Annotated in this window: 8 protein-coding genes; all 8 read right to left on the bottom strand. The window is 71.3% G+C overall.

From position 1 onward, the window contains the following. Positions 1–138: 138 nt before the first annotated feature. Positions 139–2250 carry a hypothetical protein gene (locus ACFZDK_RS31430; protein ID WP_390977294.1) on the bottom strand — a complete coding sequence of 704 codons (2112 nt, stop codon included), beginning with the start codon at positions 2248–2250 and terminating at the stop codon, positions 139–141. Positions 2251–2402: 152 nt separating this feature from the next. After that, positions 2403–3902 carry a D-ribitol-5-phosphate cytidylyltransferase gene (locus ACFZDK_RS31425; RefSeq protein ID WP_390977293.1) on the bottom strand — a complete coding sequence of 500 codons (1500 nt, stop codon included), beginning with the start codon at positions 3900–3902 and terminating at the stop codon, positions 2403–2405. 249 nt (positions 3903–4151) lie between these two features. Beyond that, complete coding sequence (locus ACFZDK_RS31420; RefSeq protein WP_390977292.1) at positions 4152–5372, bottom strand: hypothetical protein; 1221 nt, start codon at positions 5370–5372, stop codon at positions 4152–4154. A gap of 114 nt (positions 5373–5486) precedes the next feature. After that, positions 5487–7037 carry an alkaline phosphatase D family protein gene (locus ACFZDK_RS31415; protein ID WP_390977291.1) on the bottom strand — a complete coding sequence of 517 codons (1551 nt, stop codon included), beginning with the start codon at positions 7035–7037 and terminating at the stop codon, positions 5487–5489. A 223-nt stretch (positions 7038–7260) separates the two neighbouring features. After that, positions 7261–8700: a GTPase ObgE gene (gene obgE, locus ACFZDK_RS31410; RefSeq protein ID WP_390977290.1), complete on the bottom strand. Its 1440-nt coding sequence runs from the start codon at positions 8698–8700 to the stop codon at positions 7261–7263. Between the two features lie 128 nt (positions 8701–8828). Then, positions 8829–9086 (bottom strand): 50S ribosomal protein L27, encoded by a 258-nt coding sequence (gene rpmA, locus ACFZDK_RS31405; protein WP_355722355.1) that lies wholly within the window; start codon positions 9084–9086, stop codon positions 8829–8831. Positions 9087–9100: 14 nt separating this feature from the next. Next, positions 9101–9421 (bottom strand): 50S ribosomal protein L21, encoded by a 321-nt coding sequence (gene rplU, locus ACFZDK_RS31400; protein WP_345659671.1) that lies wholly within the window; start codon positions 9419–9421, stop codon positions 9101–9103. A 270-nt stretch (positions 9422–9691) separates the two neighbouring features. Beyond that, positions 9692–13777, bottom strand: coding sequence for an Rne/Rng family ribonuclease (locus ACFZDK_RS31395; RefSeq protein WP_390977289.1), 4086 nt, complete (start codon positions 13775–13777; stop codon positions 9692–9694). Positions 13778–14035: the final 258 nt, after the last annotated feature.

The raw sequence follows: 14035 nt of genomic DNA, 5'->3' as shown, positions 1-14035 counted from the left end.
CGAAGGAAAGGTAAGAAGAAACGCCTCGGACAGCTAAGCAAAAGTAAGAGGACGTGCCGCCGGGGGGAGAAACGCCGAACGGGCTCGGTCCCGGGGAAAAGCCCCCGGGACCGAGCCCGTTTCCGTGTACTGGGAGGGTCAGCCTGCGGTCGCGCCCTCCGCCTCGCCGGCGGCCGTCCGCGGCTTCCCCGGCAGCACCTCGGCCAGTTCGGCGGCCTCGATGTCACCGGCCGCGATCCGGGCCTCCTGGCCCACGTTGCGGGTCTCGGCCTTGCGGGCGAGCGCGGCGACGGCGCCGTTGAACTGCTCGATGGAGGTCGGCTCGTCCGGTCCGAGCAGGTACTGCTTGAGCTCGACCCGCTCCGCGGCCAGCGGATCGGCCGACGAGTCGCGTACGGCGTCCAGCAGGCCGCCCAGCTCCTTGGCGCTGTTGGAGAGGATCACGGCGGCGCGCACGGCGGTGTTGGCCCGCTTGAACTCCTCCACGCCGACGCCGGCGGAGTCGGTGACGGCATACGGCTTGCCGCTCGCGATGAAGTCGGAGACGACGCTGGAGATGTCGGAGACCATCGCGTCGGAGACGTTGAAGCAGTCGTACAGGCGCGGTTCGGCGCCGGTGACGACCCGGTGCTCGTGGTCGGGGAAAGAACGCCAGAGGGCGTCGTTCCACTCGGCGCGCAGCCGGGCGATCTCCTCGTGCTTCTTCAGGTCGACGACGTCGTCGCGGCTGGCCTCGGCCTCGTCGCGCTTCTCGTTGGCGGTGCCGGTGAGCTCGGCCAGACGGGTCTCGATACGGGCCAGCTCGGCCTGTGCGGCCGTCTGGGCGGCCGTGTCGACGGTGAAGCGGGGGTCGGCGGCGCGCGCCGCGGCGGCCTTCTCGACGAGGGCGGTGACGCGCCGGTGGGCGGCGCCGGCCTCGGCGCTGACGGTGCCGGTGAAGGGGTGCGGCTTGTAGAGGACGCGGACCGGCGGGTCGGCCTTGACCAGCTTCTTCACGATGTTCTCGCCGGCGAGAACGAGGGAGGTGTTGCCCGGTTCGCCGTCCCAGCCCTCCCACGTCGGCGCGTACAGCACGGTCGGGATACGGCCCTCGGGCACGCCCTGCCAGGTCTGGATGGGGGCCAGCTGCGGGCGGCCGACCTCGACGATGTCGTCGTCGCGGACGCCGACGTCGGCGATGGCGTAGCGGTCGCGGCCCGCGCGGCCGGCGGTCCACACCTCGTCGTACACCTTGCTGAACGGGTTGACGCTGGCCAGTTTGTCGCTGTCGCCGTGGCCGATGAAGACGTGCTTCATGGTGGGGACGCGCAGCAGGTGGATGTTCTTGCCGACGTTGGCGGCGTAGAGGGCGACGCGGACCGTGGAGAGGTCCATGTTCATCAGGTGCACACCGCCGGGCACGCAGATGACGGGGGCCGTGGTCGGGCCGAGATTCTGCAGGATGACGCGTTCGCGCAGCAGGACCAGCGGGCGGGAGTCCAGCTGTTCCATGGTCTCCAGCCACATGTTGACCTGGTAGGCGGAGTCCTTGGAGCCGGAGAAGTACAGCACGGTGCCGGGCTGGTACTCGGCGAGCCAGTCGTCGACGGCGGCGAGCACGGTGTCCGCGTCCGGCGGGGTCTTGCGGCCGCGCACGTACGGCATGAGCACCAGGACGTAGAGGCAGCCCAGGGCGAGGGTGATGCCGATGCCGACGAAACCGGCGACCGCGCTGTCCGTCATCGCCGAGATCAGCAGGCCGACGACGGCCGCGAGGTCGAGGTGGAGCATCTTCTCGGCGGAGCGGTCCAGCAGGCCCTGCGGCGGGGCGTCCGGGATGCGGATGCGGGACTTCAGGTCGACGTTGCGAGTGGCGACCGGCATCCGGCGGCGGTTGCGGATCAGGGTGACCAGTGCGCCGTGCGGGGCCTGCAGGCCGTAGAAGGCGATGAAGCAGGCGATCGCGCCGTAGAAGATCAGGCCGTTCTGGAGGTCCATGCGGGCCAGCAGCAGGATCAGCAGCAGCTGCCGGATCAGGAAGCGGATCGACAGGCCGGCCCGGACCTTGCTCAGGCGGTTGACGAGGTAGCTGCCCTTGCGGTGCAGGTAGTGGTCCGCCAGGTACGTGACGGCGGCCGCGGCCGCGAAGGCGTACACGCTCGGGACGAGCGCGGCGATCATGAGGACCGGGAAGCCCAGCATCATGAGTGCCGCCGCGGCCAGCTCGGCCGCGCTGCCCACCCGGGCGACGCGAATAGCGGTGGATATCACGGAGAACCTTTTGCTGACAAAAAGGCCTGAATTTGACCTTGCGGACGATCGGGAAGGTTGTCGATCTGGATTCTTACGGCTCAGGCCCCTGTGAGTGCTCCACGAACGTGCAACCACAGAGGCCTGAATAAGAGATGACTAATGGCTGCCGATTATGCCACGCCGTCCTGTCGGTCCAGGACGCTGGCCAGTGCCTGCTCGAAGCCGGAGGCCTGGCCGGCGGCGGCCGTCGGGTCCTGCTGGCGGACGTCGATGACATGGCCGGTGAGCTCGGAGAGCAGCACGTCGAGGGAGGTGCGGGCGACGGCCTCGGAGGAGAGCAGCGAGCCCGCCGGCTCCTGGCCGAACGCCTTGGTGCGCATGGGGGTGGCGGTGCGCTCGGGGTTGATGCAGTTGACCCGGACGGAGTCGCCGGCCCACTCGTCGGACAGGGCCTGGGTGAGGTTCACCATGGCGGCCTTGGTCGAGGAGTAGAGGCTGTACTCGGCGCGGCCGCGGGTGTAACTGCTGGAGGTGTAGAGCAGCAGCTGGCCCTGGGTCTCGGCGAGGTACTTGTAGCTGGAGCGGGCGATCTGCACCGGGGCCAGGTAGTTGACCTTCAGCGCCTCTTCGATGGTGGCGTTGTCGGTCTCGGCGAGCTTGCCGATACGCAGGACGCCCGCGGTGTTGACGACGTAGTCGATCCGGCCGGTCTCGGCGTACGCCTTGGACAGCGCGTCGTCGACCTCCTCCGGGTTCTCCACGTGGGTGCCGGTGGTGGAGCGGCCGAGCGCGTAGACGTTCGCGCCGTAGGACTCGGCGAGTTCGGCGATGTCCTTGCCGATGCCGTACGAGCCGCCGAAGATCACGGCGGTCTTGCCGGTGAGCAGTGCGCGGTAGGCGTCCTCGCCGTTCTGCTCGGGGGCCGCCGTGGAGGCGAGCTGGAAGAGCTTGTCCGCGATGAAGACGTCGACCGGCTGGGTGACCTTCATGTTGTACTCGTCGCCGGCGACGACGTGGATCGGCACGTCCGGCAGGTACTTGAGGACGACGGAGCAGTCGTCGGTGGCCTGGAAGTTGGGGTCGCCGTCGGCGACCCGGTAGGCCCGCTTGATCGTGGACAGCTTGAACGCCTGCGGGGTCTGGCCGCGGCGCAGCCGGGAGCGGTCCGGGATCTCGGTGATGAACTCGCCGTCCCCGCCGTGGGTCCGCGTGACGATGATGGTGTCGGCGGACGGGATGGCGACGTCGACGGCCTGGTAGCGCTCCAGGGCGGTCACGCAGTCGTCGATGACGCGCCGGGACAGCAGGGGGCGTACGGCGTCGTGGAAGAGGACGTTGAGGTCCTCGCCCTCGGCCAGGCCCTCACCGAGGGCCTCGATGGCGCGCTCGGTGGTCTCGTTCCGTGTGCTGCCGCCTTCGATGATCTTCTTGACCTTCGCGAACCCGGCCTTGGCGACGATCTTCTCGACGTCCGCGACGTAGCCCGGCGCCATCAGCACGATGATGTCGTCGATCGAGTCGGCCTGCTCGAAGGTGGCCAGGGTGTGCTCGATGACTGCCTTGCCGGCGATCTTCAGCAGCTGCTTGGGGATCGACAGACCCACCCGCTGGCCGGTGCCACCGGCCAGGATCACTGCGGTGGTTCGGGGCTTGGCTATGTGCTGGGACACAGGTGACCTACCTTGGGGCATCAGGGAACCAGGAAATGCTCCCACTTCCGGTAACCGCTGTGCAAGGTGAGCGCCGTCCACTGCATATGTGCCCGCAACCTTTCATTCACCTTGCATCGCTGGTGATGGGCGTCGCCCGGCAGACCTCCGGGGAAGTTCCGTCAATTTGCTGTGAGTAACTACACAGCGCATTCCGATTGCTCTGCGTGACGAAGTGCACGCCCCAGAGCCTCCGGAGCCCCTGGAGGCTCAGCGGCGCCGCAGCTTCTTCAGACATCGGTGCCCCAGGACCCGTACGAGTTCCTTCGACGACGTCTGGTGCACCGTGCGGGCCTTCGCCTCGGCGGTGTGCCGCACCGGGGCCGCGGCCGCCGCGGCGAGTGCGCCGTACAGGGCCTGGGCGGCCACCTCGGGTGCGATGCGGGCCTCGGCGGAGGGCGGTCCCGGCTGGGTGGGGATGACGGGCAGGGCGGAGAGCAGGGCCGGGTCGCCGATGACGCGGACGCCCATGGCGCCGATACGTTCCGCCATCTCGGCGCCGACGCGGCCGGCGGCCTCGACGGCCCAGGCGGGGGTGGAGATCTTCACGTCGGCCTCGGTGGGACTGCACGCGTTCTTCATATGCATCACGGCGCCGTTGCGGACGAGCTTGGAATAGAGCTCGTCGGGCAGTCCGTTGCCGCGGAATTCCACGTTGAGCTTTCGCAGCATTTCGGTCTCGGCGAGGGTGAGGGAGCGGTTCGCCGTGTCCGGGACGGGCTGGAGGAGTTTTTCGGGGAGTCCGAGGAGGGCTTCGAAGGTGCGCATCAGTCCGTCGCGGTCGCGGTCGTCGACCACGACGACGGTGACCCGGTCCGCGCCGACCGCGCGGATCCACCGTTCGACGAGGCGGTCGTGCCGGTGCCGGCGCCAGAAGCTGGGGTTGGGCTTCTCGTAGGGGGCCTTGCGGAACATGTGGTCCAGCCAGTCCTCGTAGCCCATGCGCAGGCCGTTCTGCACGTACTGCTGCCACTGCGAGGGCATGATCCTGGCGATCGGGCGCAGGGTGACGAGGATGTGGACGCGTTCGCCGCCGAGTTGCTCGACGATGCGGGCGATCGTCTCGTCGTCGGGGGCGTCGGCGAAGAACTCGCTGCTGATCACCGAGGTACGGGATCCGGTCGCCTCGACCTGCTGCAGCAGCCGCGTCCAGTGCTTCTCGGTGGGCGCGGTGTCGCCCATCATCGCGGGCCGGGCGCAGGCCGCGAGGGCGGCCTCCATCGGATGCCGGCTGGTCGCCGGGAAGACCACGCCGTGTGCGGGCAGCTGGTCCTTCGCGGCGAACAGGGCGCCCTGGATGGCGGTGGTGCCGGTCTTGTGCGGGCCGATGTGCAGCAGGCGGGTGCCGGCGGGCAGGGCGGCGGGGGGACCGATGGGGCCTATCGGGGCGTTGTTCACCGGGGCTTCGCCTCTCGTGCAGTCCGTCTCCATGGTTAACGGAAGGTAAGACGTTTACCTTAGGTTCACCTGAGAGGAGCCTGGGACACAGATGAGTCCCAGGCTCCTGTTACACAGACTTGACTTTTGACCCGCCCGTTTCGCCCGTCAGACGACCTGTACACCCGGTTCGTCCGCCTCGACGCGCAGGGCGGCGAGGGTGCTCGCGGCGGCCTGCGGCCGGACGACGGTGTCGACGACGCGGACCTGGGCGTCGATGCCGTCGCGGCGGATGTCGAAGAGGTGGTAGCCGCGGTGGGCGTCGATGACCTTCCAGTGCGGGTTGTCGGCCCTCAGCGGGTCCCACTGGGCGTGGAAGGCGGCCTGGTCCTGGTCGCCGTTGCTGGAGATGGAGGTGCCGACGAACTCGGCGCCGACGACGTCCGACGCGGGATCCGCGAAGTCCTTCTTCAGGTCGCTGATCATGGTCAGGTGGCGGTCGCCGCTGAGCACGACGGGGTTGCGGACCGAGGCGAACTCGTCCAGGAGGGCGTTGCGCTCGACCTGGTAGCCGTCCCAGGCGTCGTAGTACCAGAGCTTGCCGGCGCCGGGCAGGATGTCGGTCTCGGCCATCATGATCTGCGAGGCGATCAGGTTCCAGCGGGCCGGCGAGTCGTGCAGTCCGTCGAGCAGCCACCGCTTCTGACCGGCGCCGAGCATGGTGAGCGCGGGGTTCTCGGCGGCGGCCTGGCCGGTGACCTGGTCGCTGCGGAACTGCCGGGTGTCGAGGACGTTGAGCCGGACCAGGCGGCCGAACTCCAGGCGGCGGTACATCTGGATGTGGGGCCCGTCCGGGATCGCGGTGGCGCGGACCGGCATGTGCTCGTAGTAGGCCTGGAAGGCGGCGGTCAGCCGGGCGACGAACGCGTCGTGGGACTGCTTGTCGGGGTCCTGGGGGATCTCGCCGGCCCAGTCGTTGTCGACCTCGTGGTCGTCGAAGGTGACCACCCAGGGCGCGTTCGCGTGCATCGCGGCGAGGTCCGGGTCGCTGCGGTACTGGGCGTACCGGTTGCGGTACTGGACCAGGGTGTACGGCTCTCCGGTCCCCTCGTGGCGGCGCGGGCCGGCGGACGACGGGGTGGACTCGTAGATGTAGTCGCCGACGAAGAGCACGACGTCGGGGTCCTGGGCGAGCATGTCGGCGTACGGGGTGAAGTAGCCGTGCTGCCAGTTCTGGCAGGAGGCCAGGGTCACGCGCAGGGAGCCGTTCCTGCTGTGCGGGTGGGGTGCGGTGCGGGTGCGTCCGGTGGGTGAGAGCTGTCCGCCGGCGCGGAAGCGGTACCAGTAGGAGCGGCCGGGGCGCAGTCCTCGTACATCCACGTGAACGCTGTGCCCGTACTCGGGCCGGGCGTGGGCGGTGCCCCGGCGGACGACCTTGCCGAGGCGCTCGTCCTCGGCGATCTCCCAGTGGACGGGGACCACCTGGTCGGGCATGCCGCCGCCGTTGAGGGGGTCGGGGGCGAGCCGGGTCCAGAGCACGATGCCGTCGGGGAGCGGGTCGCCCGAGGCGATGCCGAGGCTGAACACGCTGTCGGGCAGCGGGGTTTCGGCGGCCCGGGCGGTGGCCGGCAGCCAGAGCTGGGCGGATGCGGCGGCTCCGAGAACGGCGGCACCGGCGGTCAGAAAGCGGCGTCGATCGGGCGACGGTACTCCGGTCATGCGCGGACTCCCTTGCCACAGTGGCCTCTTGGACGGTCTGGCCTTCGGAAGCTCCCACGGCCGGACGGTCCGCCCCCTGAACACCGGCATGCGTGCGCATGACAACTAGGCAGACAACAGAAAACCCGTCGCGGCCGGGAACGGGTCCCGGCCACAACGGGTCTGACGGTGGATCAGTCGGCTTCGGGAAGCGGGGAGGCCGACGGCCCCGCCGCGCCGCGGCCTACTCGAACGGGTCGAAGTCCTCGTACTCGCCCAGGGACTCGTCCCGTTCCGCCTGCCGGTCGCGGCGGCGCTGCACGGCGGGCCGCTGCTCCTCGAAGCGGTGGTCCTCGCCGCGCCGGCCGAGCATCTCGGCGCCGGACATCATGGACGGCTCCCAGTCGAAGACGACGGCGTTCTCCTCGGGGCCGATGGCGACGCCGTCGCCCGAGCGGGCGCCCGCCTTCATCAACTGCTCTTCCACACCGAGGCGGTTGAGGCGGTCGGCGAGGTAGCCGACGGCCTCGTCGTTGTTGAAGTCGGTCTGGCGGACCCAGCGTTCGGGCTTCTCGCCGCGCACCCGGTACAGGCCGTCGTCCTCCTGGGTGACGGTGAAACCGGCGTCGTCGACAGCCTTGGGCCGGATGACGATCCGGGTCGCCTCCTCCTTGGGCTTCGCGGCGCGCGCCTTGCCGACCAGCTCGCCGAGGGCGAAGGACAGCTCGCGCAGCCCGAGGTGGGCGACCGCGGACACCTCGAAGACGCGGTAGCCGCGGGCCTCCAGGTCGGGGCGGACCATCTCGGCGAGGTCCTTGCCGTCCGGAACGTCGATCTTGTTGAGGACGACGATCCGGGGCCGGTTGTCGAGGCCGCCGTACTGCTTGAGCTCCTCCTCGATGATGTCGAGGTCGGAGACCGGGTCGCGCTCGGACTCCAGGGTGGCGGTGTCGAGGACGTGGACCAGCACGCTGCAGCGCTCGACGTGGCGCAGGAACTCCAGGCCGAGGCCCTTGCCCTGGCTGGCGCCGGGGATGAGGCCGGGGACGTCGGCGATGGTGTAGACGGTGGAGCCGGCGGTCACCACACCCAGGTTGGGGACCAGGGTGGTGAACGGGTAGTCGGCGATCTTCGGCTTGGCCGCGGACAGCACGGAGATCAGCGAGGACTTGCCGGCGCTCGGGTAGCCGACCAGGGCCACGTCGGCGACGGTCTTCAGCTCCAGGACGATGTCCCCGAGGTCCCCGGGCTCGCCGAGCAGCGCGAAACCGGGCGCCTTGCGGCGGGCGCTGGCGAGGGCCGCGTTGCCGAGGCCGCCCCGGCCGCCCTGGGCGGCGACGTAGGAGGTGCCGTGGCCGACGAGGTCGGCGAGCACGTTGCCCGCCTTGTCCAGCACCACCGTGCCGTCGGGCACCGGCAGGATCAGGTCCTGGCCGTCCTTGCCCGCGCGGTTGCCGCCCTCGCCGGGCTTGCCGTTGGTGGCCTTGCGGTGCGGGGAGTGGTGGTAGTCGAGGAGGGTCGTCACCGACTGGTCGACGGTCAGGATGACGTCGCCGCCCCGGCCGCCGTTGCCGCCGTCGGGGCCGCCGAGCGGCTTGAACTTCTCCCGGTGTACGGAGGCGCAGCCGTGGCCTCCGCTACCCGCGGCGATGTGCAGCTCGACGCGGTCCACGAAGGTGGTCATGGTGCTGTGCCTCCAGATACTTGCGGGGTAATACCTATGTCAACACGCGAAAGGCGGACCCGCCTTCCCGATCGGGAAGTGAGGTCCGCCTCGCGAAAGGTTCGGTCTGAGCCGTCGAGTCAGAGGACTCAGGCAGCGACCGGAACGATGTTCACGACCTTGCGGCCACGGTGGGTGCCGAACTGCACCGAACCGGCCTGCAGCGCGAACAGCGTGTCGTCGCCGCCACGGCCGACGCCCGCACCCGGGTGGAAGTGGGTGCCGCGCTGGCGGACCAGGATCTCACCCGCGTTGACGACCTGACCGCCGAAGCGCTTCACGCCGAGCCGCTGGGCATTGGAGTCGCGACCGTTCCGGGTGGACGATGCGCCCTTCTTGTGTGCCATCTGTTCTCAGTCCCTTACTTCGCAGCCGTGGGGATCTCAGTGACCTTGATCGCCGTGTACTGCTGGCGGTGGCCCTGGCGACGGCGGTAACCGGTCTTGTTCTTGTAGCGCAGAATGTCGATCTTCTGGCCCTTGTGGTGGTCCACGACCTCGGCCTGGACCTTGATGCCGGCCAGCACCCACGGGTCGCTGGTCACGGCCTCGCCGTCGACAACGAGCAGGGTCGAGAGCTCGACCGTGTCGCCAACCTTGGCAGTGGAAATCTTGTCAACCTCAACGATGTCGCCGACAGCAACCTTGTGCTGGCGACCACCGCTGCGCACGATGGCGTACACGCGGATCTCACTCTCTCGCTCGGGAACGGCACCCCCGCAGTCCAGCCGCCCGGCGAACACGGGCCGCCTCTCCGGAACACCCTGTGCTCCGAAGGAAGAGGTTTACGGGGATGTGGCGCGTCCTCATATCCATGGACACGCCGACGGTCAAGGGTACGGGGCGGTGGCCGAGGGGGTCAAACCGGGCCCCGGGGGGTGTGGGGCCGGTCACGCGGACCGGGCCCCACGGAGTGCGGGGCCGGTCTCCGCGACCGGCCCCGCACCCGGGTGTCAGCCCTCGTCGGAGGCGGTGGCGACCGTGGTGGTCTTCTTCGCCGTCGACTTCGCGGCGGCCGTCTTGGCGGTCTTGACCGCCTTCTTGGCCGTCGTCTTCTTCGCCACCGTCTTCTTGGCGGCGGTCTTCTTGGCGGCCGTCTTCTTCGCCGCCGTCTTCTTGGCAGCCGTCTTACGGGCCGTCTTCTTGGCCGGGACGGCCTCCTCGACGGTTTCCTCGACGACCGCTTCGACGGCCTCCTCGGCGACCGGTGCCTCCGCCGTCGGGACGACCACGACGGCCGTCTCCTCGGACGCGGTCGGCGCGGCGGTCTTGCGCACCGCGCGGCGGCGCGGGCGGGCCGGAGCGGCGCTCTCGGCGGGCGCGGCCGCCTCGGGCTCCGTCACCGCCTCCGCCACCGGCTCGGCCACGGGTTCCGCGACCGGCGCGCTCTCGGCGACGACAGTCACCACGGCCGCCGCCTCGGCCCCCGCCGGGGAACCGGCGGGCGCCGACACCTTCCGGGTCGCACGCCGACGCGTACGGCCCTTGGGCGCGGCCTCCTCGGCGACCGGGGCCGGGGCCTCGGGAGCCTCCGGGGCCTCGACCACCGGGACCTCCACGGCGACCGGCTCGGCGTGCGCCTCGGCGGCCGGCTCCGGCAGCACCTCGCGCTCGGCCTCGGCCGGGGCGGCGGGCGCCTCGGCGGCGGCCCGGTCCCGTCCCGCGCGCTGCTTGGGCGCACCGGCCGGGGCCGAGGCCCGGCGACCGGCCCGGCGGCGGCCACGGCCACGACCGGCCGCGGCCTCCGCCTCGGCGACGCTGCTGTACAGCTCCTCGTCCGGCTCGAAGTCCGGCGCGGGCAGCGCGACGGGCGCGGCGGCCTCGGCCGCGACCTCGGCGGCCGACTCGACCGCGTGGACGGCCTCGGCGTGCTCGACGGCCCCGTCGGCCACGACCTCGTGCGTCTCGTGGTCGTGCTCGTGTCCGTCGCCGCCACGGCCGCGCTTCTTGCGCTTGCCGCCGCCACCGCCGCTGGAGCTCGGCTGCTCCATGTGGACGATGACGCCCCGGCCGTTGCAGTGCACGCAGGTCTCGGAGAACGACTCCAGCAGACCCTGTCCGACCCGCTTGCGGGTCATCTGGACGAGCCCCAGCGAGGTCACCTCGGCCACCTGGTGCTTGGTCCGGTCCCGGCCCAGGCACTCGAGGAGGCGGCGCAGCACCAGGTCCCGGTTGGACTCCAGGACCATGTCGATGAAGTCGATGACGATGATGCCGCCGAGGTCGCGCAGCCGCAGCTGGCGGACGATCTCCTCGGCCGCCTCCAGGTTGTTCCTGGTGACGGTCTCTTCCAGGTTCCCGCCCTGGCCGGTGAACTTGCCGGTGTTGACGTCGACGACGACCATTGCCTCGGTCCGGTCGATGACCAGCGAACCGCCGCTGGGCAGCCAGACCTTGCGGTCCAGGGCCTTGGCGAGCTGCTCGTCGATCCGGTAGGTGGCGAAGACGTCGACCTCGGAGGTCCACTTCGACAGCCGGCCCGCGAGGTCGGGGGCGACGTGCGAGACGTAGCCGTGGACGGTCTCCCAGGCCTCGTCACCGCTGACGACGACCTTGGAGAAGTCCTCGTTGAAGATGTCGCGGACGACCCGGACGGTCATGTCCGGCTCGCCGTACAGCAGCGTCGGGGCGTTGCCGTTCTTCGACTTCTTCTGGATGTCCTCCCACTGCGCCTGCAGGCGTTCGACGTCGCGGCGCAGCTCGTCCTCGCTCGCGCCCTCGGCGGCGGTGCGCACGATGACGCCCGCGTCCTCGGGGACGATCTTCTTGAGGATGGTCTTCAGCCGGGCGCGCTCGGTGTCGGGCAGCTTGCGGCTGATGCCGGTCATCGAACCCTCGGGGACGTACACGAGGTAGCGGCCCGGGAGGGAGACCTGGCTGGTGAGGCGGGCGCCCTTGTGGCCGATCGGGTCCTTCGTCACCTGGACGAGGACGGACTGGCCGGACTTGAGGGCGGCCTCGATGCGGCGCGGCCCGTTGGCCATGCCGAGCGCCTCGAAGTTGACCTCACCGGCGTACAGGACGGCGTTGCGGCCCTTGCCGATGTCGATGAAGGCGGCCTCCATCGACGGCAGCACGTTCTGGACCTTGCCCAGGTAGACGTTGCCGACGTACGAGGTGGCCTGCTCCTTGTTGACGTAGTGCTCGACGAGCACGCCGTCCTCCAGGACGCCGATCTGGGTGCGGTCGCCGTACTGGCGGACGACCATCACACGCTCGACGGCCTCGCGGCGGGCGAGGAACTCGGCCTCCGTGATGATCGGGACGCGGCGGCGGCCCTGCTCGCGGCCCTCGCGGCGGCGCTGCTTCTTGGCCTCCAGACGGGTCGAGCCCTTGATGGACTGGACCTCGTCGGACGGCTCGGAGGGCTTGCGGGGCTCGCGGACCTTGACGACGGTGCGCTCCGGGTCGCCCTCGTCGGGCTCGGTGTCGACGGAGGTGTCCCCGGCACGACGCCGGCGACGCCGACGGCGACGGCTGCTGGAGGAGGAGCCGCCGACCTCGTCGTGGGCCTCGTCCTCGTCCTCTTCCTCCTGCTCGGCGGTGTCCTCGGCGTCCTGCTCGGCCTGCTCGGCGGCGAGCTCGTCGGCCTCGGCACCGTCACCGTCGAAGGCGTCACCGCGACGGCGGCGACGGCCACCGCGACGGCGGCGACGGCGGGAGCCGGACTCCTCGGCCTCGTCCTCGCCGTCGGCGGCGTCCTCGACGGACTCCTCGGGCTCCTCGGTCTCGTCCTCGGCGGCGGCCTCGGTGACCGGGGCCTCCTCGACGGCACCGCGGCGGCGGCGACGGCGCCGCGAACCGGCCTCGGCCTGCTGCTCCGCCTGCTCGGCGGGCTCCGCGGCGAACGCCGACGCGCCGGAGGCGGTCGACGGCGTGGTCCCGGCCGGGGCCGCGGACTCCTCGGGCTCCTCCGCACCGGCGGCCTCGGCGGCGGCTGCCGCGGCGGCGCGCTGCGGGGTCTGGAACTGCGGCTCGGTGAACACGGGCGCCTGGAAGACGGCGACGGCGGGCCGGGCCGGACGGCGCTGCGGCTCGTCCTCGGAGGCCGCGGCGGGGGGCTCGGAGAACCCGGTGGCGGCCTGCCGCACGACCCGGCGACGGCGACGCGGGGACTCGGCCTCGGCGGTCTCGGCGGGCGCGGCAGCCGGTGCCTCGACGGCCTCGGTCTGCGGCGCGGCGGCGGCAGGGGTCTCGGCGACGGCCGCCTCGGCGGTCTCGGGCGCACCGACGGGCGCGGTCACCCGGCGAGTGGCACGGCGACGCGCACGCGGAGCGGGCGCCGCTTCCTCCACGACCTCAGCCGCCTCGGCAGCGACGGGCGCGACCTCTTCCGCAGCCTCCGCGGCGACGGTCGTGGCCTCTTCGGCGGCCGGGGCAGAGGCGGGTGCGGTCACCCGGCGAGTGGCACGGCGACGCGCACGCGGAGCGGGCGCCACCTCATCGACGGCCTCAGCCACCTCGGAAGCCTCAACAGCCTCGACGGCCTCTTCTGCCTCGGTCTGCTCAGCCTGCTCGGTCTCGGTCTCGGTCTCGGCCACGGCGGTGGTCTCCTCGACGGCGGCCGGGGCACCGGCGGGCGCGGAGGCGCGGCGCGTGGCCCGGCGGCGGGTACGACGCGGGGCGGCGTCCTCGCCGCTCTCGACAGCGGCCTCGTCGGCAACGGTGGCCTCGGCGGGCTCGGTGACGACGGCGGCAGCGGCGGCCACCACGGGCTCCACGGGCTCGGCGGCGGCCGAGGCACCGGCGGGCGCCGAGGCCTTACGGGTGGCACGACGGCGCGTACGCGGGGCGGGTGCCGTCTCCTCGACGGCCTCGGCGGCCTCGGAAGTCCCGCCGACCACCGCGGCTGCGGAAGCCTCGGCGGAGGCGTCGGCCGGTATGGCCGGCCCGTTGGCCTCGGTGGTCTCGCTCACGGCCTCGCCCGCGGCGGGCGGTCCCGCGGGGCGGGACGCGGCACGGCGACGCCTGCGCGGCGGCAGGGTGTCGCTGGGGGTGTTCAGTTCGGAGCCCTCGGTGGGCTCGGTCGGTTCGAGCATGCGGGCGTTTCTCCCGTCAGGCTCCCGGGCGCCGCGCCTGGTCGGCGTCGATCGGTTCGAACGACCGCCGTTGACGTCCGCGGCTCGCGCGATGCGCGGTGCCGCCGTGTGGGGCGCGGGCGCCGCACAGGAGCTCTCTGTGTCCTGTCTCGCCGGTTCCGTACGCCTTGTCGCGGACGGCCTGGCGAAAGTCTTCTGGTCAGTGCGCTGCCCGACCCAGGTGGCTCCCGAGTACGAGGGCTGCGCTACGACGTCCGT

It is taken from the genome of Streptomyces sp. NPDC007901 (genome assembly GCF_042959465.1).
Classification (GTDB): domain Bacteria; phylum Actinomycetota; class Actinomycetes; order Streptomycetales; family Streptomycetaceae; genus Streptomyces.
Note: the sequence above shows the minus strand (reverse complement) of the source record. Positions and strands in the feature narration are given on the sequence as shown.